Below are 19,610 nucleotides of genomic sequence, written 5' to 3'. Positions count from 1 at the left end.
GAATATGGATATTTAGGAGGCTAAGATGAGAATTTTATTTTTCGGTAGAGGTGTAATATCGACCCAATACGCGTGGGCTTTAGAAAAGGCAGGGCATACCGTTGAGTTTTACGTTAGAAAAGGGAGAAAAGAATCCTTCGGAAGTCATATAGCGCTTGAAATGTGGGACGCACGAAGAGGGAAACAGTTAATCCAAGAAAGCTGGAAAGTCAAGCTGCATGAGGAGATAAGCCCAAATTACGATCTCATTATTGCGAGTGTCAACACGGAGCAACTTCCCGAAGCAGCACAATTACTATCGACTACCGCTGGTAACACCCCGATCCTAATATTCAATAATATTTGGCAAGATTTAAAATCATCGATCTTGCCCTTGTCTATGAACAATGTTGTCTTTGGGTTCCCAGGAGCAGGAGGCGGCATTGAGGACAATAAGCTTAGGGGCGGCTTTTTAAAAATGATATTTCTGGAAAAACCACGGGTAGGCACTGAACAGATAAACAACAAGGTCAAAGAACTATTTGAAAGTGCCCATTTTAAAATCAATTGGATAAAGGATATGCAAAGCTGGCTATGGAATCACTTTGCCATGAATGCGGCGATGGAGACCGAGGTGTTAAAACGGGGAAGTTTCCCAGCACTCATGAATCATAGTGACTCATTCGCAAATGTCGGTAAGAGTATGCGGGAAATGACCCCTGTACTTAAAGCAAGAGGCGCAAAGACGGACGCGATTACTCTACTGTTGACCAAGATTCCATCGGCACTTCTCGGCACGCTGTTTAACAAGGTTATTTTTGCAAAGGGCAGCTTACCACGACTTTTCATTGAATACAACAATAGTAAAGCCGGTTTTGCAGTACTTGAAGTTGTGAGAGAAGCAAAAAAGTTAGGTATACCTTTGCCACGTCTTACTGTGGCATTAGAAAACACTGAACAACACAAAGCTATTGAAAACTGATAAACTGGAAAACTTGATATTGTTCAGACCAACATCAACTCTACTAATGATTATATAAAACTATCATCCGACGAACGGAAGCCTCATCAAATGCCCTTCGCTGAATGAATTACTTTGGTTGTAACAATTATAGCCCGAGCTTTAGAAGCTTCGGGCAAAGTAGCTATTTATTAAAACAGGTAATGTAGCTTCAAAAACACTACACCCTAACCAACATCGCCACTGACTCCACATGCACCGTATGCGGGAACATATCCACCGGCTGCACCTCCACCGTCCGGTATCCGCCATCTTCCAGGATTCGCAAGTCTCTCGCCAATGTCGAAGGATTGCACGAGACGTACACCACCCGCTCCGGCTTCATCTCCAGGATCGTCTCAAGCAGGCGCGGATCGCAGCCTTTGCGTGGCGGGTCTACGACGATGACGTCGGCTTCGATGCCCTGCTCTTTCCAGCGAGGGATGACATCTTCCGATGCGCCCACCTCAAACGTCACATGCTTCATTTCATTCAATTTAGCGTTGGCGCGGGCGTCTTCTATCGCTTCTTTGACGATTTCCACACCGTATACGCGTTCGGCATGTTGGGCCAGGAACAGCGAAATGGTACCGATCCCACAGTAAGCGTCAATGACGGTTTCGTGGCCGGTCAGTCCGGCGTACTCCACGGTTTTTCCGTATAGCACTTCGGTCTGAACCGGGTTCACCTGGTAAAAAGAACGCGCCGAGATCGCAAACTGGACATCGCCTATATAATCATAAATAACGTCTCGACCCCAGAGGACACGAGTCTCGTCCCCGAAGATGACGTTAGTTTGCTTGGTGTTAACGTTCTGGCAGATGCTGACCACGTGCGGGATTTGCTCCCGGATCAGGCCGATCCAGGCATCGGCGTGCGGGATATCCCGGCCATTGGTCACAAGCACCAGCATCATCTCGCCCGTGCGGAACGCCTTCTTCACGACGACATGGCGCAATAATCCGCGCCCGGTCTCCTCGTCGTAGGCGGTGACGCCCAAATTGCGGGCGATGGCCTTCACGCGGCCCACCACATCGTCGTTATGCTCGTGCTGAATTAAGCACGTTTCCATATCGACGATACGGTGGCTGCCGCGGGCGTAAAACCCGCCGACCAGCGCGCCGTCCGTGACGCCGACAGGCACTTGAGCCTTGTTGCGGTAGCGCCAAGGCTCTGCCATGCCCAACGTCGGCAGCACGGTGATGCCGGGGCCGCGCTCAGCGGCTTCGGCGCCTTCTTCCGCCCCCGCCGCCGCCTGCGGTTCGCCCGCCACGTGCAGCTTGCCGATGCGCTCCAGCGCATCGGCCACGTGCTGCCGCTTCCAGGCGAGCTGCCCGGCGTAGCTCCAGTGCTGCAGCTGGCAGCCGCCGCACTGGTCGTAGATCGGGCAGGGCGCAGCCACGCGGTCCGGGCTCGGCGTAAGCACGTCCACCAGCTTGGCGTAGCCGTACTGCTTTTTCGTCTTGAGCACCTTAACCCGGACTTTTTCGCCGGGTAGGGCTCCCTGCACAAAAAGCGTATACCCTTCCGCGCGCCCCACGCCCTCCCCGTCATGATTCATGCCGATGATCTCGATAACGACCTCGTCATTTTTCGTGACAGGCAAGCCCTCGATTTGCGTCTGACTCGAATTTCCCTCGCGATTTCTTCTATTCGGTGCGGAGCCAGCGCCATTTCGTCCCCGGCCGCCACCGTTAGCCACTGCTCCTGATCGTATAATACCTTTCTGCCCGTTCCCAGAGCGCATCTGCTGACTCTCCCCGTTCGTCCCTTTTCCGGCTTGGATCCGCCGGCTCTCCCCGTTCTGCCCCTGCCGCCCGCTCTCCGTCCGCTTCCCTTTCGAGTCCCTCCGCGCCTGATTCTGCCTGTTTTGCCCCTGCTGTTTCGTCATTTTCATTGCCTCATTTCTATCCGCTTTAATTCCGCGCTTGCTTTACTCTCATCTTAACCGGAACTTGCTCGTTTTTATCCCGCCGCATCTAACCGCACAAACTTCCATCCGCACAAAACCCCCGCCGGCGGGCAGGGGATCAGCAAATACACGACATGTTCAATTCAACTAACTGGATTTCATACATCTAATTTCGCAACTTACGCGTACATAAGCTAATTAACTGGAAAAACTACATCTATTTTTATGAAAAAAGGACTTTTGCGCGTGGATCCCTCAATTTAGCTGTAGGTTCTACAGTTAATGCTTCACATTTAGCCGATTTCTCGAAATTACCTGTATAAAATCCAGTTAAATGTCGCCCTACTTGGCTTATGGGACACAAAGCACCCATTAACCAGCCTCAACTGCCATCATCGGCCTCGGCCGGCAAACCTCGGGGATGAGAACCACCTCTCATCCGCACAGCTCTAGTTAGTTTAACTAACAAAGAGTCTCCTTCGCCGAATACCAGACACTTCTAGCATGGATCACCTTTTACGCCGATCCTCTTCGCTAAGCGAAGATCCGCAAATGCTGCGGCAGAATCTCGAACACGCCTGGCAGTTCTCCGCCGAGCTCGCCGTCGAGGTTGAGCAGCACGTTATCGGGGGAGGTCACTTCCATCCGCTTCGTCTTGAAATAAATAACGTGCGGATCATTGAAGTGATCGCCGCGGAGCGCCATCGTCACCAGGCGGATAAACTCCGCCAAATTGCATTTCTTTACGGCGATGACATCGAGTAGTCCGTCGTCAATTTCCGCGCCGGGAGCGAGTTTCTCGAAGCCGCCTACGGAATTGCTGTTCGCGATCAGGAACAGCATGAAATCCCCCTCCATCAGCTCATGATCCTCGGCGTCGATGATGAGATGGGTCGGCGACAGGCTGGCCATCTTCTCGATCCCTTTCATGTAATAAGCCAGTTGGCCGATCAGGGTTTTGAGCCGGCTCGGCACCTCATAAGTCAGCTCCGTCAGGGAGCCTCCGCCGGCAATATTAATGAAGTGGCGCCCGTTCACCTTGCCGATATCGATCGGCCGGGTTTTGTTCTCGATCACCAGGTCGCAATAATCCTCCCAACGCTTGGGGATCTTCATCGCACGCGCAAAATCGTTGGTCGTACCGAGCGGAAAAATCCCCAGCGGGGGCAAATTGTCCTTCCCGGCCATCCCGTTTACGACTTCATTCAACGTACCGTCGCCGCCGGCTGCGATAATGATGTCGTATCCGCGTTCCACCGCATCCGCCGCTTCGCGCGTGGCGTCCCCTTCCCCTGCCGTAGCATGGCAGGAGGTTTCAATTCCGGCCTTATCCAGACGGTCAAGGACGTCCGGCAAAAGCCGTCGCATTTCTTCCCGCCCGGATGTCGGATTATATATTAACCTAGCTCTCTTCATTCCATTAACGCCACCTGTTTTTTTATATGATTGCTCAGTACCTATTAAACACCTGAACTCCCATTATAATCTCAATGACTTCATTATATTCAATATTTGCCCGGACATCCAGCGGGCCAGGAAAGGATGAGGCAGCAGGGCGTCGCCGGAATAACGGAAGGATAAGCCGGTGAGCCGGGAAGGAATGGCCGTCTTCGTGAAATATCCCGCGCTCAGGAAGAGCGGTGCGACGATGACGTCATAGCCGCGCTCTTCGCTCCAGTAGCTCACTTTACGGCGCACGCTGTCGGGATTGAGCAGGGCGAAGTCGGCGCCGGCCAAGCCGCTGAGTTTGCCCGTACGCGCCGCCAGCGAGGAAATGCCCCGCTCCCAGCGTTGCAGGAAACCTTCATGAATGCTGCCGTGCCCCACCAGCAGCAATACCTCCCGCTCCGGCTTGCTCGACAAGGCCTTGACCTTGTCCCAGATCATTTCGGCGATGACGGGATCGTCGTCGACCGGATCGCCAAAAAACACGCGAGCGGAGATGCGGAGACGCTCCATATCGGTCTCTTTCTCCGGCGTGTTCTTAACGCCAAGGGCGTATGCAATTTCATCGATGTGCGTGCTTCCGGACGATACGAACAAGGGAATGACGATCAGATCGCTCACTCCCTGCGCCTCCAGCCGGTCGATTCCATCCTGAATAAGCCTGCCCTCCACGATTTCCAGAAAGGAGGCTTCGACCGGCAAAGTATCCGGCAGATCAGCCGCCGCAGCAGCGACGGCTTCATCCACCAGACCTACCCACTCGGGGTCGGGCGAGCCATGGCTAATGACCAGCACGCCGGGCTTGAACGGCATGTCCGCATTTCGGGCATGCTTCCCCCCGGACAGAGTCTCCTCCCGTCCCTGTTGGCTAAAAAAATTCATGCTTAGCGTCCCAGACGGTCCAGCGACATTTTATAACCGTCATTGCCGTAGTTCAAGCAGCGTTTGACCCGGGAAATCGTCGCCGTACTGGCTCCGGTCTCGGCCTCGATCTGGTTGTACGTATTCCCCTTGCCAAGCATTCTCGCTACCTCAAGACGCTGGGATAGCGATTGGATTTCATTGACCGTGCACAAATCGTCAAAAAAGATATAACATTCCTCGATGTCTTTCAGAGTAAGAATCGCTTCGAATAATTGATCAATCGTTTTATCATTCAATTTCTTAAGCTGCACTAGATAATCATCCCCTAATGTTACTGTAACCACATTCCCATTGTACTGTAGCCGAGTCCCCCTTTTCAAGCATTAACGATTTCACGCATCACAGAAAGAACGCCCAAATCCGGCAATTGCCTATCAAACCGGGACATTCGTCTATACGCCTTTGCCTCCGGGCACATACAGTATAGTAAACAAACGCCTAAAAAGGCGGGTTTACGGGTTCAAATTTCAACAAAATATTAAAAAAAGGAAAGTGATACAATGCCACATTACCGATCTCCCCACCGGAGCGCGACGCCGCCTTCCTATCCATACAGCGACTTTTATCCGGGGATTAACCCTTTTGAAGCCTCAGACTTGCCGATCAAAGCCGAGGCTTCCGCACTCGCCCCCTTCTCTCCGGCGGCCGGAAGCTCACTGACTACGCTGCCCACGGCGGCAGCGGATACGGCAGCCAGTACCGCCAGCGGATTCTCCTTGGCCAATATCGGCAGCATGATCGAACGGCTGGGCGGCATCGAAGGGATTATTGCTACGATGGGAAAAGTGCAAAAAGTGATGCAGACCGTTCAACAGTTCGCCCCAATGGCCAAAATGTTCGCCGGTTTGCTCCCCGGAAGCAAGGGGCCGAAGGTGCAAGGCGGAAAGCTCGACGAGTATAAGCCACAACATCGGCGCCGGAGCAAAAAAGGCCGCAAGGGTACTTCTGGCTCCCGCAGCCGCAAAAAGACGGTCAAACGCCGCCGCTAAATCAACGGCGGCGTCTTTACTTGAACCAACCGCGTTTCAGAAACGCGAGAATCATCCAGACACTTAGTAAGGCCATTATCCCCAGAACGGCAAAATAGCCGTAACGCCATTGCAACTCGGGCATATGTACAAAGTTCATCCCGTAAATTCCGGCGATCAAAGTCAGCGGCATAAATACGGTAGTGATGACGGTTAATGTCTTCATGATTCCGTTCATGCGGTTGGAATTCAGCGAAATATAGGAGTCGCGCAGATCGGCGGTCATCTCCCGATCACTCTCGATCATTTCCCCCAGCTTCAGCAAATGATCATGGATATCGGCAAAATAGGCGCGCGGCTCCTTTTCCCCTTGAATATGCTGCGAATTCAAAATGCGGTACATCAAGTCCCGCATCGGCACGATCGTCCGGCGAAGCTTGAGCAGCCTGCTGCGCAGATCAAACACCTGATTCATCAGGAGCTCGACGGACTCGCGGCTTCCCCGTTTTTCCAGTTCATCCAGTTCGTCCTCGACCGCATACACGCAAGGAAAATATTGATCCACTAACGCATCAATGACCATATAGGCCGCGGCAAAGGGACCGCGCGCCCAGGCTTTCCGGTTTTGCGTCCTTATCGCGATACTGTCCCATACTTCATCGATTTCTTTCAGCCTCTGATGATGGAACGAAACCAGATATTTGGGTCCGATAAACAGATTCACTTCAACCGTTCCCAGTGTCTCCGGGTCCAGGGCATGGAGAACAAGAAACTGGTAATCCTCATAGTAGTCTACTTTCGGCCGCTGTAAAATGTGCAGGCAATCCTCGATGGCCAGCGGATGAAAATGAAAAAAATGGTCCAGTTTCTCCGCTTCTTCAGCGCTCGGCTCATTAAAATCCACCCAAATCCAACCGTATTTCGAATCCCCGATCGCCTCCAGCGGGATATCCGTCTCCACCTTATGGTCATGCGTAATCCCCATCACTCGAATCACGGCGACTTCTCCTCTCACTTTTCAAGCTTAAATACGAAGAAAAGCCAACCTAGGTCAGATTGGCTTTGTATTCTTGGGAATAATTCACAGGTTTAGAACAACAGCTTATAAATCAAGCCCGCAAGCACGGCCACGATCGGAATCGTGATCACCCAGGCAATAACGATCCGCCCGGCAAGTGACCATTTGACGGCGGAGAACCGCTTCGCCGACCCTACGCCGAGGATCGCCGAGGTGATGGCGTGCGTGGTGCTGACCGGCAAGTGGAGCAGCGTCGCGCCGAAGATTACCGATGCGCCCGTCAGGTCAGCCGCAAATCCGTTGATCGGTTCGATTTTGAAAATTTTCGTACCCATCGTTTTGATGATTTTCCAGCCGCCGATCGAAGTTCCCAGAGCCATGGCGGTTGCTGCGGAAAGCTTAACCCACAGCGGAACTTCCATATGGTCCTGATACTTGGCCGTAACCAGCGCGAAGGTGATAATCCCCATCGCCTTTTGGGCATCGTTGGTCCCGTGCGTAAAGCTCTGGATCGCCGCCGTGATGATCTGCATCGTACGGAAGCCTTTATTTACTGTATGCGGACTGCGTTTGGCAAAAATCCATTTTAATATCATCATAATGATGTAACCGACAACAAAGGCGATAAGCGGGGAGAAGATCAAACCTTCGATAATCTTCGTAAAACCGCTCATGTTCAGCTTGTCCGGTCCGGCGCCGACATAAACGGCTCCGGCCAGGGCGCCGATCAGCGCATGCGACGAAGAAGAAGGAATCCCGAACCACCAGGTAATAAGGTTCCAGATAATCGCCGCGAGCAGCGTCGCAATCAACACTTCCAGCCCGTTGTCCAGCTTGGCGGGGTCCGCCACGCTGCCGCCGATCGTCTTGGCCACCCCGGTAAACATGATCGCCCCGAGAAAGTTCATGACAGCCGCCATCATGATTGCCGTCCGCGGCTTCAAAGCCCGCGTAGAGACCGAAGTAGCGATCGCATTAGCCGTATCGTGAAACCCGTTGATAAAGTCGAAAGCGAGCGCCAGTATGATAACGATGAGAATAATTAGTAGACTCGTATCCATATCTTTTTTGCACAGACCCTGGTTTCTCTATATATGAATCCGCGCAATCCCAACCTCCCGAAAATCGATTGTAAATCCTGGCTTAACTTATGAATTGCGCATGATAATGGATTCCAGCATATTCGCTACGTGTTCGCAAGCATCGGTCGTCGTTTCCAGTCGTTCATAAATTTCTTTCTTTTTGATGAGAACGATCGGATCCGTCACTTTCGCAAACAACTCATTGATGCAAATCCGCAGCAGTTCGTCGCCTTGATTTTCCAGGTCGTTCAAGCGAATCGTATATTCGCGGATGGCCAGCAATTTCTTTTGGGACAGCAGATGGATCGCCTTTTGAATTTCATAAGCCGAATTGCGCAAAATTTCCGCAAATTGGACGATATGCTCGTCCGGCTCACTAAGATGATACATGTAAAAACGGGATGTCGTCGCTTCCAAACCATCCATGACATCGTCCAGCGTTGTCGTGAGGTTCATGATGTCATCACGTTCAATCGGAGTAATAAACGTCTTGTTTAATTCGACAATAATGGTGTGTGTGTATTCGTCGCATTTGGACTCAAATTCCTTCATTTGCTTGGCAAATTGAGCCACATCCTTAAATTCCGTCACCTGCTGTGCGAAATAATCCGCCGAATGCACAATCGTATCCGCCATGTTCTCTAAAGTTTGGAAAAAGATATCCTTTTTCTTCACTCTCATCTTGGTTCCCCTTTTCTCTACGTGTCAATTTTACACTCCTGTAACACACTTGAATATTCTAACACAACTCGTCATCCTATAGGAAATAATGTCGCAAACATTTCATGTTCATTTGCTTATATTTACCCTATCTTTCCCATTCTTATCCTTGAGCCTCCACAATCATGCAAGATCATACAAGATTTTCAGACACGGACTGCCTATTGAATCGTTACATGGCTGTCGAAATCCGGATGATCCGGAACGACATTAAAATAAGTAGTTCCGGGAACAAACGGAACCTCCACATTGTCTTTCACGAAACGGATCACGTCATCCGGACGGTGAATCCACTGTCCGCGGATCACCTTGCCCTGCTGGAACAACAGCGCTTCTCCTCCCAGATTGAGGTCGACAGCCAACCGTCCGACATCGTCGAGCACTTTATGTTCCGCGCCTAACACGACGACATTGGCGGCGGTTAACGTTTCTCCCGAATCCAGATCGGTATGCGGACTGCCGTTAATGGACCTTTTATATAATTGAGTCTCCGTATCGTATTCATAAGTTACCTTATAATTGTCCAATTGGAACTTGATCTCCACCGAACTTGCCGGTTCTCCGGTGATGTGTTCGTCCTTCTCCCGGAACGTGTAAGCCGGAACCTCGGGATCCTCGGTATCATAATTGCGTTTGGCCGCGCCTTCTAGCAGCTTCTCAACGTTCGAGTATAAATTATGCGGTGCTTTCCGCGATTTATCCCGCCAGAAATAAGCTCCGGCATTCGTGATTTCATCCAGATCTTCTTTATGCTGCTGCTGTAGGACAGCGTACGCGTCGTTGCTTGCACCGGCATGGACCAGAACCCCGTGGTAGCTTTCGCCCAACTCAATCATGTACGGACGGATGCTACGGATCGGACCGATTTTGGCTTCTTCGGCATGACTATGAAAAATTGACACCAGCCGGGTCACTCCGCCCTCCGCCAACACTTCAAAAACGATATCCGCTCCGCCCAAACCCGATTGAGGCCGTGCGGCAGGGGCATTATTGATCATGATCGCCAGCGGACGCCGGGTCAATGGCTCCTCCAGCGGCATGCCCGTTAGCGGTGCCGTAAATGCAAAATCCGCGGTTTCTTCTGGCTCCGCAGGCGGTTCATTATTTTCGCTAAACACCGGGACCGAAGGCTCGTCCGCCGGAAGCGAGGCTCCTTGATTCTGGCCGCAACCCGAAAGAAGCAACAGGAAAGCCGACAACAGCAGGAAAAGAAAACTTGTTTTCTTGATGGATAATTTCATAATTCCTCCGTCTGACTATGTATTACATTCATTATACGTCGAATAAAGTCGCACCGAAAAGAAATAATTGTAACTAAAGCTCAAGAAAAAGCGAGCAATTATTTAAAATTTTAATTATAGTGTAATTAAGTAATTATAGAAGGAGGAATGCAGATGTTTGTCCATTGGTTGAGAAACAACGCGATCGCTTCATGGCTGCTCGCCGCGATCCGGATCTATGTGGGTTTTGAGTGGTTGACTTCAGGCTGGGGAAAACTAACGGGCGGATTTGACGCCAAAGGGTTTTTGACCGGAGCAATTGAAAAAAGCGGCGGTGAGCACCCTGCAGTGCAAGGATGGTGGGCTTCGTTCCTTGAGCATTTTGCCCTGCCGGGCGTAGGATTGTTTAATGTGCTGGTACCCGTGGGGGAAGTGCTGGTCGGACTTGGCCTGATTTTGGGGCTCTTTACCTGGGCGGCCGCCTTGTTCGGCATGATCATGAACTTTGCTTTCTTGTTCTCAGGAACAGTCAGTACGAATCCGCAGTTGCTTCTGCTGCAGATCTTCATCGCCGTTGCGGGAGCAAACGCCGGACGAATCGGACTCGATTATTTTGTGCTCCCCTATTTGCGTCGGCTGTTTGGCCGGAAAAACGATTACGGCTCTTTCCCCGGAACCCGGTAACTAAAGGGTCATTCGACCCTTTAGTCCTGGCCGCCAAACATCCAGCAGTTTAAGCTCAGGCTTCCATACTCGTAGTCTTGGTAAAGTTTGCGGGCTTTCCGCTCATTGTCCGCGGCACCCATGGCATATAGTAACGGGATAAAATGTTCATTAGCATAGGATGGAACAGCTTCCTTGACGTGGGGAGCTTTTTTGTCGTAGTCAAACAAGGCGCGAAGATCCCAGTGGTTCAGTCGTTCCCCGATCCAGTCGTCAAAAAGGACGGCCCAGGATGACGGCGAAGCCCCTTCTGTCCCGAGCAGCCGCAAATTGTGAACAAGCCCGCCGCTGCCGATGATAAGCACCTCTTCATCGCGCAGTTTAGCGAGCATTTTACCGATTGCGTATTGCTCTGCGGGGGAACGCTTCGAATCCACCGAGAGCTCCACTACGGGGATGTCGGCATCCGGGAACATGGCGCGCAAGATCACCCAGGCCCCGTGATCCAGACCTCTTCCCGAGACGGATTGATAAGGCAAATTGTTAGACTTGAACAGGGAGCCGATCTCCCGGCTTAGCTCCGGGTCTCCGGGGGCAGGATAGTTGATCGCGTACATTTCATCCGGAAATCCGTAAAAATCGTGAACCGTCCGATGCAAACTCTCTTCGGTGACCCGCTGAACCGGTGAATCCCAATGCGCCGAGAAAAGAATCACCGCCCGCGGCCGCTTCAGCTTCTCCTGTCCCAATTCCCGAAGAAATGTGGTGTAATTGTTGTCCTTTGTCGCCAGGGTCGGGGACCCATGGGCGATAAACAATGCAGGCTGAGCCATATGTTCGGCCTCCCGTCAATGCAAATGGTATACTTCCATTTTATCCTGAAAGGAAGTCATTTACCACTTTCATGAAAAAAGCATTTTGGCGGGGCCATTTTCATTCTTAAATCATCCAATGCTGCCAGTCGCTTTGCTGCGCTTCAATTCCGCCAAGCCACTCGCGCGTCTTCCGGAGCAGTTGTTCCCGGGTATCAGCGGAGGAATACGTATGGTCAGCCTGAAAGATAATCTCTTTGTCGCAGCGACCTTCAGGCCGCATCCAGAACACCTTCTGATATAGGAACGCATAATCGGCCGGAATCGAATCGTCGGAAGTGCCATGAATGACCAATACATCGCCCGTAAATTTGACCGCTTCCTGAAGCGGTTGATAGGTGCCGAGCGATTCGAAAAATACGGGGGTAAGTTCATAGCCCAAATAATCGGCCGATCCTTCCTTGATCGACTGGTCGTACACTTTGCGTCCGGTAATTTTTACGATATCGTTAAACGGGTATCCGACGGCGGACCAGAGAACGAGGTTCTTAACCCGCCGGTCCCGGGCGGCTGTGAGCAGCGCGACCATACCGCCAAGGCTGTGACCGATCAGCGTCACCCGGGTCGGATCAATGTCGCCGATACCGAGCGCGTAATCCAGCACGGCACGGGTCTGTGCGATCATGGAATCGATCCCTTCCCGCCCGTATTCGCCACTGCTCTCTCCGCAACCGATATAATCGAATCTGACGACGAGATGACCTTGTTCCGCAAGATCCCGTGCAGTCTTTACGAACAATCGGTCTACCCCGATCCGGCTCCCGACAAATCCGTGGCAAATGACAACGAGCGGAACACGATCCTTGCACCGTCCCGTAGACTTAATCGCAGCCGCATAATGTACGCTGGCCGCAATCTGTTCTTCGCCATGATGAATGATGATTTGCCGCTCCATTTCGATTCCCCCTGTTCTTGCGATGCTAATTTTATATTAATCCGATAAGTTTAATATGAATAATATTTAAACTTATATTAGCATCGCCCCAACAGCGTGTCAATCCTCTTCCTATTCACTCATACGATTGGTTAAAATAGCTCCGGGTCAGTTCATTCCCCTCCCATTGATTCATAAAGAGGTAGTCCCCCGGGCGGCCCGGATCCGCAGACATCTCTTCTCCCGAACCGGAATCCATCATTTCTTCTTCGCTCACGACTTCCTCCAGGCTCCCCCGCGAATGGCTGTTCAATAAATAGCGGCGAGTCAGTTCCGATTCATATTTGTCGTTGTCCATGCCTATATTACCTCCTTCTACTTTTGCTGTAGTTTCGACGGAGACGAAGATATTTTATTCCCTGTTCAAAAAATGTACATACTTCCGCAAAGTTCCTGGAGCCTGATTCTTCAGTCATATATAGCCAACCATGTGCGGTCACTTCCGAGGACCCTTGCGAAAGTGACAAAATTTGCAGTATACTACTGGAGAAAATCGGAAAATTAATTGCAAAATGGGAGATTCAATCAAGATTTGCACAGCTTGGGAGGAGAGGAAATCATTGTACATTCATGAGATGATTCATGAAACGAAAATTTTGAGACAACAAATGAACCCGGCCAATGAGTCCTATTTCGGGGAAATGGTCATGTACATCCGATCCGGTTCGAGTTCCTTGACGGAAGCAAAAGGAGAAGAAGTACTGCTGGGATTGGCCAAGCAAATCATTAAAAATCAGGATAAGGGCATTTCCGCCGCAGACCTCTTTGGGCCAGACGCAGCCGCCTATTGCGAACAACTCGTGGATGATGTCAACATGCGTAAACCGCGCAGTACTAAAGATAAAATCAAGTATTATACGATGATCCCCTGGGTCGCCTTGACCTGGGTGTTCTTTATCTACATGATTACCGGTTTTTTCAGCAAGTGGTTCGGCGGGGAATTGGAATACACCCTGATCAGCAGCGCTTCATTACTACTGATAGCCGGGCTTTCCATCGTGTTGATGGAGCTGGTCACCCGATTTCTCGGTCCCGCATCCCGAAAACACGAAGAGGAACAAGCCCAGCAGCCCGTCTCTCGTAAATTCGATCCGAAGGCTTTCGCCATGTACCTCGCCGTCGCCGTCGGGTTGGTCGCCGTAGGACTGCTTCTGGGCCGGATCATGCCATCCTTTACCGTGTCGCCCTGGGACAGCTTGATCATCTTTATCATCGGGATCCTTGGGCAAAAATTCATTTTCGGGCGGCGGACCAAGTCATAACGCAGTAGTCAAAGAGCCCGGCAGCCATGGGATGGTTGCCGGGCCCTTTCTATTTATTTGCTGCACATTTATTTGATAGGTGTTGGCGCTTTAACCTTGTCGATGACGATAATTCCGTCGTATTGCTCCTTCGGGGTGAATCGCATCACATTCGGCAGAACCTGCTCTGTGGTCATTCCGTCCTCGGAAGCGTAGATTTGCCTGAACATCCATGAATTCTGCTGGTTCATCGCTTGTTGAGTACTCAAATCAATAAATGAGTTCGCATAACCGCTCTGCATCACCAGGTGCTCAAGGCTTCCTTTTATCGCGGGTTGGATGGTAAAGGGCTGATTCGAAGTAATGGTCGCCGATGAGCCTCGATTCATATAAAGCCCGATCACGTACATTTTATCCTTTAGCTTTCGGTGCATTAATTCCCCCATGCTCGTAAAACTGTTAATCCACTTCCCGTCTTCCTTAACCAGCATTTTCGAAGTGTTCTTGGCCAAATGGTCATTATGAGCCCACAGAATCACTTTTTTTCCGGGATACAAACTCTGCATCACCCATTCCAGATTTTCGGTCATTAGCCGGTCCCGGGAGGAGTAAGCGTCCTTTACATCCTCCAGCCCACTTTCCAAAAATGCGACATGGTCGCTTAAGGATTTCAGGAAAATCTCGTCCATATGAGGCTGCTTAGGATAAAATGCCTTAAGTTCCTTACGGTTCTGCTCAACATACTTGATGACTTCCTTATATTGAGGCACATACTTGTCGATCACGGCCTCCATTTCCTTTATATAAGCCGGATCCTTGCTGAAAGGGGCGCCCGGGTATTTATTGAGGACATCGTACCAATCCGTGACCGCCTGCAGTTCCATTTGAAAAAAGGCTTTCCCTTTGTCGAAGTTCAGCTTTGCGATTCCCTCGCCAATAAACTGGGTCAAATAGGCGCTCGTAAACTGGTTGTCATATCCCGCCAGGTACAGCGGGTCGTCCCCATTCCCCTGTTCCTTGATATAATCGAACAACTCCAAGGTTTCCCGAGAATGCCAGATCGGAAATATCGAAGCCCCCATCATCGCCTCCGGGGATAGGGAGTCCCTGGTTTCGAATACGGCAAACGCATCCCCCATCCCCGATTCGAAAGCGATGACGTCGAAATCCATCTCTTCGTGCAAAAATTTGATCAATCTTGTCTTTATGCTGCTGTATTCAGCCACGTTGTGAAAATTCTCCCCGAGGCTCACCACCGTTTTGTCCTTCAACAGCGGTTTTAGAAAGGCGAGGTCGCTAAAATCCTCGGACTCCAGCGACTTCAGTTCATGAGCGTTTTGCCGCAACCATTCCTTCTGACCACGTTCAGCCGTTGCCGAAGATTTGGCGGGGGCAGGCAGCATGGAACAGGCGACAATGATAGCTAACATTGCCCCGAGCAGTTTATTTAAACCCGTCTTCATCCAACTCACATCTCCCAATCAAAATTCTATATCTATATTTTCACTTTCTTGCTCAACAAATAAGTAACGGCGTAGAACATCATCCCCGCATAAATGACTTCCAGCAAGAAGGGTGCCCAATCCAAAATAGGACTGCCGCTCGTTATCCGAACAACCTGATCATTCGTACCCGCTTGAAATACTTTATAGCCTAGAATAGAGGAGTCGCTATCTCCAAACAGCAGACCCTCAAACCAGGTCATCAAGGTGGTAATTACGAAAAACGAGAAAATTCCAATCCATGTACCGGCTTTTCCCCGGATGCTGATGCTTGCACCGATAATGATGGACGTGAACAGGATTAATAATATAAAAATGCAATTCCATGCCGTAGCCAACCCAAGCAGAACCCATTCCCACCAGCTTGCCAGGTCCATAAACAGATGGAGCGACATACCCGAAAAACAGATGTATAACAGGGCGTGAACGAGCATTACGACCGCAAACACGGCTGCCGTAATTAAGCCGAGCAGTAGCGAAGAAAGTAAGGTCCAGGCCGGGTGAACCGGCAGCAATCTGCGGCTGTATGCTTTGATATTCGCTTCAAAGGTTTTGCAAACGAGAACCAGCAGGATAATGCCTGCCGATATATACAACATCACCGAGAAGACGATAATCAGCCTCTCGTCCCAGCCCTTGACGTTTCCGATGACGGACAGCAGGGTTTGAACGATTACAAGAACCACCGCTATGCCCGAAAAGGTATTCGCATTCCGTTTCCAATCGTATTTCAGGAGTTTCATCATTCCGCAAACACCTCTTTGAACATGTCATCCACGCTTTTTCCGTGTTTAAGCCGCAAATCCTCTACTTCTTCCTGTAGCACGACCTCACCGTCACGGATAAAAATCACTTCGTCAAAAATCCGTTCAATATCCCGGACGAGATGAGTCGAGATCAGCAGGCTGCTGTCTTCGCTATAGAATTCCACGATGGCATCCAGAATTTTGGTCCGAGCCACGGGATCGACCCCGCCGATCGGTTCATCCAACAAATAAAGCTTGGCCTGGCGCGATAGCGTTAGCGTCAATTGCAGCCGTTCATTCATGCCTTTCGATAGCGAACTTACCCGGTCGCGTTCATTCAAATTCATGAACTCGAGCATTTTCCTTGCTTTTTCCTCATCGAAGTCGGAGTAAAAATCGCGGTAAAACCCCACCGCATCCCGGACCTTCATCCACGACTCCGTCAACGGATGATCCGGCATAAAAGATACCACCGATTTTGTAGACAGTCCGACCGGTACGCCCATAATGGTGGTCGTTCCCGCCGATGCCGGCATCAATCCTGCGGCTATTTTCATCAGGGTGCTTTTACCGCTGCCGTTCGTGCCCAGCAGCCCGATAATTTTCCCGGGTTCAATGCCGAAAGATATATTGTTCAGCGCCAATTTGGAACGGTACGACTTCGACACGCCCTTAAATTCCAGTAGTTTATCCACCTTTGTTTCACGTCTCCTTTGAAGTCTGATTACCGCCGTTCCTCCGATTTGACGGCTTCGGCGACGATCGCCGCGATATCCTCGCTCGAAAAACCAAGCTCCTGCATCCCTTTAATGAACCGCTCCAGCAGATCGCCGGCCATCTCTTTTTTTATCGTCATAATTTTATTTTCCTCACTTGTCACATATCTTCCGAGACCGCGTTTCGTCTCTACGACCGCTTCGCGTTCCAACTCCTGAAACGTGCGCTGCACGGTGTTCGGATTGATCTGTAGTTCGGCAGCCATCTCCCGTACGGAGGGAATCTTATCTCCCGCTTTTAGTCTTCCGGTTACAATCTCCCGTTTGATGTAATCCATAATTTGCATATATATCGGCAGATTATTGTCAAATTCCACAGTCACAATCGGGCCCTTCCTTTCCGCCCGTATTCAGGCCATTTATTAAGCGACATCCCGTTTTTTAAACGTAACAAAGCTTGCTCCAAGAAACAAGACCATATATACCGCAAGCACGATCAGCGAAAACGCCAGCGTCATGCCCTGAATCGGCGGAGTGCCGCCTTCCATATATACCGACAAGTCCACGTTCGTGAAGAGTACGTACTTAATAATGTCGTATCTTGATAATAAACCGACGACCAGGCTCTCGATCAAAACCAGAATCATCCCGACGCCGATCGTAGCCCCGGTTGAACGGGTCAAGACGCCAATCATAAACGTGACCGTAACATAAATCAGACTATACGTCAGTTGAACCAACATGGATAGAAGAACGTCATTCCATCCGATTTCCCCGGTCTGGAGACCGAACAACAATCCTCCCGCGAGAAGCGAGAATACGGCCGCAAACAGGGATAAGGACAAAATGTACACCAGCACGGACACGTATTTGGCGGCCAAAATCTTGCTTCGGCTCTGCGCCCGGATCAGAAGGAGCTTAATCGTCCCCAGGCTATGCTCTTTGGGCACGGAACCGGCCGTCCCGATGATCGCCAGGAACGTAAGCAACTGCCCCATGCCGTTTTTCGTGAACATAGAGGAGGTCAATTCCAGGCCTGTAGGCATCGCTTCGGCCGAACCGAATTGTTTCATCATAAATGCTACCAATGCAATAACAACGGCTATTGCCGCGTATGGGATAAAGAAACTGCGTTTCTTGAACATTTTCAGCCATTCATTCGTCACCAATTTTCCGAAACTAAGCAATGCGGTTCCCTCCCGTCCATTTCAAGAACTCATCTTCGAGCGATTCCTTGATTTCCTCGATCCGGTACAAGGCGATTCCTTCGGCGCCAAGCGCACCTACCACCCTCGGAATATAAGCATCCCGGACTGAAACGATCACTTCGTTCTTTTCTTCCGACACCTTCAGCATCGAAATTTCCTCCATCCGTTCCAGCCGTGCCTTCGCCCGTTCCGTGTCATCCACCCGGAAAGCGACATTAACCCGTTCAGCCGGCGTCCCGTCTTCGCCCGAAGTTCCAAGACTTCGAACCGTGACCAGCTTGCCTTCCTGGATCACCACGACCCGGCTGCACATCAGTTCCATTTCCGCCAGCAAATGGCTGGACACGAGCACCGAAATGCCTTCTTCATTCGCAATCCGCTTCAGGTAATCGCGCATTTCGCGAATCCCCGCCGGATCCAGCCCGTTCGTCGGCTCATCCAGAATGAGGATCGACGGATCATGCAACAACGCTTGCGCAATCCCCAGCCGCTGGCGCATCCCGAGCGAATAGGCCTTCACTTTTTTCTTCATCGCGTTTTCAAGCCCGACCAGCTTCACTACCGCACGGATTCGTTCCTCCGTAATTCCTTCCGTCATACGCTGATACTGCTTCAGGTTATCGTAACCGGTCATATAGGGGTAAAATTCCGGGTTCTCGATGATCCCGCCTACATGGGCAATCGCTCCGGCAAAATCATTCCGGATGCTCTTCCCTTTAACCAGCACGTCTCCCTCCGTCATTCCGATCAGACCCACGATCATCCGGATCGTCGTCGTTTTCCCCGCCCCGTTCGGTCCGAGCAACCCGACGATTTCTCCTTTATGCATTTCAAAAGAAAGCCGGTCAACAATGTTCCGGTTTTTAATCCGCTTGGTTACTCCTTTAACAGAAAGCACGGGTGCATTGTCCGTGTTTTCATGTAAAGAACGTTCGTTCATCATATTCACTCCTTAGCTTCATTCGTACTAGTGTTATAGTTGAATAGTACACTAGTATTTCAAACTTGTAAAGCCGGTTTTTACAATAAAAAAACTGAGGCTCGTTGGCCTCAGTTTCTTCATATGCTTTGAAATGCAGGGATGCGCGGTCAACTCCCGCTGTTGAGTAACGCCTATTCCCCTCAGAACCTTACTCTCCGCCGTGGAAAATTTCTTTAACGGACACCAGGGACCTTAATTCGCCAAAATCAGTAACTTGATCATTCTAACGGACACAGCGGACCTTATTTACTCTAAAAGAGGGCAAAACAGAGATATTTCTCCCGGTTAAGGGCTCTGGTGTCCGTTAGAATTTTAAATGAGCGTTTTAGCTGCAAATAGCGTCCCTAGTGTCCGTTAGAATTAAGCCAGCCAAGGCGGATTCGGATCAGGTGGGGTCAGGTCACGTCATGAAGATCAAGTCATGTAAGCACCGGTCACGTAAGTCCAGATCACGCAAGTTCAGATCACGCAAGTTCA

The 19,610-nt window shown here is 50.6% G+C and carries 21 protein-coding genes; 4 read left to right on the top strand and 17 right to left on the bottom strand.

Annotated features, from left to right (window positions below; genetic code table 11):
- Nucleotides 1-25 precede the first annotated feature (25 nt).
- Nucleotides 26-961, top strand: coding sequence for a ketopantoate reductase family protein (locus tag ACLB09_RS19445; RefSeq protein WP_410771512.1), 936 nt, complete (start codon nt 26-28; stop codon nt 959-961).
- Nucleotides 962-1,160: 199 nt separating this feature from the next.
- Here the strand turns inward: ACLB09_RS19445 and rlmD are convergent, their stop codons facing one another.
- The 4 genes from rlmD to ACLB09_RS19425 form a co-directional block, all read right to left on the bottom strand.
- Entirely contained in the window at nt 1,161-2,870 is a 1,710-nt protein-coding gene (gene rlmD, locus ACLB09_RS19440; RefSeq protein ID WP_410771511.1) for a 23S rRNA (uracil(1939)-C(5))-methyltransferase RlmD, read from the bottom strand.
- Between the two features lie 555 nt (nt 2,871-3,425).
- Nucleotides 3,426-4,307, bottom strand: a complete 882-nt coding sequence (locus tag ACLB09_RS19435) for a diacylglycerol kinase (protein ID WP_410771510.1) — start codon at nt 4,305-4,307, stop codon at nt 3,426-3,428.
- 63 nt (nt 4,308-4,370) lie between these two features.
- The gene (locus ACLB09_RS19430; protein ID WP_410771815.1) at nt 4,371-5,150 is read right to left on the bottom strand and encodes a sirohydrochlorin chelatase; all 780 of its coding nucleotides are present in this window, start codon (nt 5,148-5,150) and stop codon (nt 4,371-4,373) included.
- Nucleotides 5,151-5,221: 71 nt separating this feature from the next.
- Entirely contained in the window at nt 5,222-5,512 is a 291-nt protein-coding gene (locus ACLB09_RS19425) for a YerC/YecD family TrpR-related protein (protein ID WP_114498684.1), read from the bottom strand.
- 249 nt (nt 5,513-5,761) lie between these two features.
- Here ACLB09_RS19425 and ACLB09_RS19420 point away from each other — a divergent pair, with 249 nt between their 5' ends.
- Entirely contained in the window at nt 5,762-6,250 is a 489-nt protein-coding gene (locus tag ACLB09_RS19420; protein ID WP_410771509.1) for a hypothetical protein, read from the top strand.
- Between the two features lie 16 nt (nt 6,251-6,266).
- On the opposite strand, the gene corA is transcribed toward ACLB09_RS19420, so the two are convergent.
- The 4 genes from corA to ACLB09_RS19400 all read right to left on the bottom strand — a co-directional run bounded on the left by corA (nt 6,267) and on the right by ACLB09_RS19400 (nt 10,290).
- Nucleotides 6,267-7,226, bottom strand: coding sequence for a magnesium/cobalt transporter CorA (corA, locus tag ACLB09_RS19415; RefSeq protein ID WP_410771508.1), 960 nt, complete (start codon nt 7,224-7,226; stop codon nt 6,267-6,269).
- Between the two features lie 92 nt (nt 7,227-7,318).
- Nucleotides 7,319-8,308: an inorganic phosphate transporter gene (locus ACLB09_RS19410; RefSeq protein ID WP_410771507.1), complete on the bottom strand. Its 990-nt coding sequence runs from the start codon at nt 8,306-8,308 to the stop codon at nt 7,319-7,321.
- Nucleotides 8,309-8,395: 87 nt separating this feature from the next.
- Nucleotides 8,396-9,010 carry a DUF47 domain-containing protein gene (locus ACLB09_RS19405; protein WP_410771506.1) on the bottom strand — a complete coding sequence of 205 codons (615 nt, stop codon included), beginning with the start codon at nt 9,008-9,010 and terminating at the stop codon, nt 8,396-8,398.
- Nucleotides 9,011-9,210: 200 nt separating this feature from the next.
- Nucleotides 9,211-10,290: a DUF3048 domain-containing protein gene (locus ACLB09_RS19400; RefSeq protein ID WP_410771505.1), complete on the bottom strand. Its 1,080-nt coding sequence runs from the start codon at nt 10,288-10,290 to the stop codon at nt 9,211-9,213.
- A gap of 153 nt (nt 10,291-10,443) precedes the next feature.
- Between ACLB09_RS19400 and ACLB09_RS19395 the strand changes: the two genes are divergently transcribed.
- Nucleotides 10,444-10,953, top strand: a complete 510-nt coding sequence (locus ACLB09_RS19395; protein WP_410771504.1) for a DoxX family membrane protein — start codon at nt 10,444-10,446, stop codon at nt 10,951-10,953.
- 20 nt (nt 10,954-10,973) lie between these two features.
- Here the strand turns inward: ACLB09_RS19395 and ACLB09_RS19390 are convergent, their stop codons facing one another.
- The 3 genes from ACLB09_RS19390 to ACLB09_RS19380 all read right to left on the bottom strand — a co-directional run bounded on the left by ACLB09_RS19390 (nt 10,974) and on the right by ACLB09_RS19380 (nt 13,036).
- On the bottom strand, nt 10,974-11,765 hold the full coding sequence (locus ACLB09_RS19390; protein WP_410771503.1) for a DODA-type extradiol aromatic ring-opening family dioxygenase: 792 nt from the start codon (nt 11,763-11,765) through the stop codon (nt 10,974-10,976).
- A 106-nt stretch (nt 11,766-11,871) separates the two neighbouring features.
- Nucleotides 11,872-12,699 (bottom strand): alpha/beta hydrolase, encoded by an 828-nt coding sequence (locus tag ACLB09_RS19385; RefSeq protein ID WP_410771502.1) that lies wholly within the window; start codon nt 12,697-12,699, stop codon nt 11,872-11,874.
- A 115-nt stretch (nt 12,700-12,814) separates the two neighbouring features.
- Nucleotides 12,815-13,036 (bottom strand): hypothetical protein, encoded by a 222-nt coding sequence (locus tag ACLB09_RS19380; protein ID WP_410771501.1) that lies wholly within the window; start codon nt 13,034-13,036, stop codon nt 12,815-12,817.
- A 262-nt stretch (nt 13,037-13,298) separates the two neighbouring features.
- Between ACLB09_RS19380 and ACLB09_RS19375 the strand changes: the two genes are divergently transcribed.
- Nucleotides 13,299-14,000 (top strand): DUF1129 family protein, encoded by a 702-nt coding sequence (locus ACLB09_RS19375; protein ID WP_410771500.1) that lies wholly within the window; start codon nt 13,299-13,301, stop codon nt 13,998-14,000.
- A 68-nt stretch (nt 14,001-14,068) separates the two neighbouring features.
- Here the strand turns inward: ACLB09_RS19375 and ACLB09_RS19370 are convergent, their stop codons facing one another.
- Genes ACLB09_RS19370 through ACLB09_RS19345 form a run of 6 tightly spaced genes read right to left on the bottom strand, consistent with a single transcriptional unit; the run spans nt 14,069 to nt 19,091 of the window.
- Nucleotides 14,069-15,442 carry an erythromycin esterase family protein gene (locus ACLB09_RS19370; RefSeq protein ID WP_410771499.1) on the bottom strand — a complete coding sequence of 458 codons (1,374 nt, stop codon included), beginning with the start codon at nt 15,440-15,442 and terminating at the stop codon, nt 14,069-14,071.
- Between the two features lie 32 nt (nt 15,443-15,474).
- Nucleotides 15,475-16,227 carry a hypothetical protein gene (locus ACLB09_RS19365; protein WP_410771498.1) on the bottom strand — a complete coding sequence of 251 codons (753 nt, stop codon included), beginning with the start codon at nt 16,225-16,227 and terminating at the stop codon, nt 15,475-15,477.
- Entirely contained in the window at nt 16,224-16,922 is a 699-nt protein-coding gene (locus ACLB09_RS19360; protein WP_410771497.1) for an ABC transporter ATP-binding protein, read from the bottom strand. Before ACLB09_RS19360 ends, ACLB09_RS19365 begins: the two co-directional genes overlap by 4 nt.
- Before the next feature lie 29 nt (nt 16,923-16,951).
- On the bottom strand, nt 16,952-17,326 hold the full coding sequence (locus ACLB09_RS19355; RefSeq protein WP_410771496.1) for a GntR family transcriptional regulator: 375 nt from the start codon (nt 17,324-17,326) through the stop codon (nt 16,952-16,954).
- A 39-nt stretch (nt 17,327-17,365) separates the two neighbouring features.
- A complete protein-coding gene (locus ACLB09_RS19350) occupies nt 17,366-18,130 on the bottom strand; it encodes an ABC transporter permease (protein ID WP_410771495.1) in 765 nt (254 codons plus the stop codon).
- Entirely contained in the window at nt 18,123-19,091 is a 969-nt protein-coding gene (locus ACLB09_RS19345) for an ABC transporter ATP-binding protein (RefSeq protein ID WP_410771494.1), read from the bottom strand. Before ACLB09_RS19345 ends, ACLB09_RS19350 begins: the two co-directional genes overlap by 8 nt.
- Nucleotides 19,092-19,610 lie beyond the last annotated feature (519 nt).

This window comes from Fontibacillus forbon, from assembly GCF_046559655.1.
Lineage (GTDB): Bacteria > Bacillota > Bacilli > Paenibacillales > Paenibacillaceae > Fontibacillus.
This window is presented reverse-complemented; position numbering and strand designations above follow the sequence as displayed.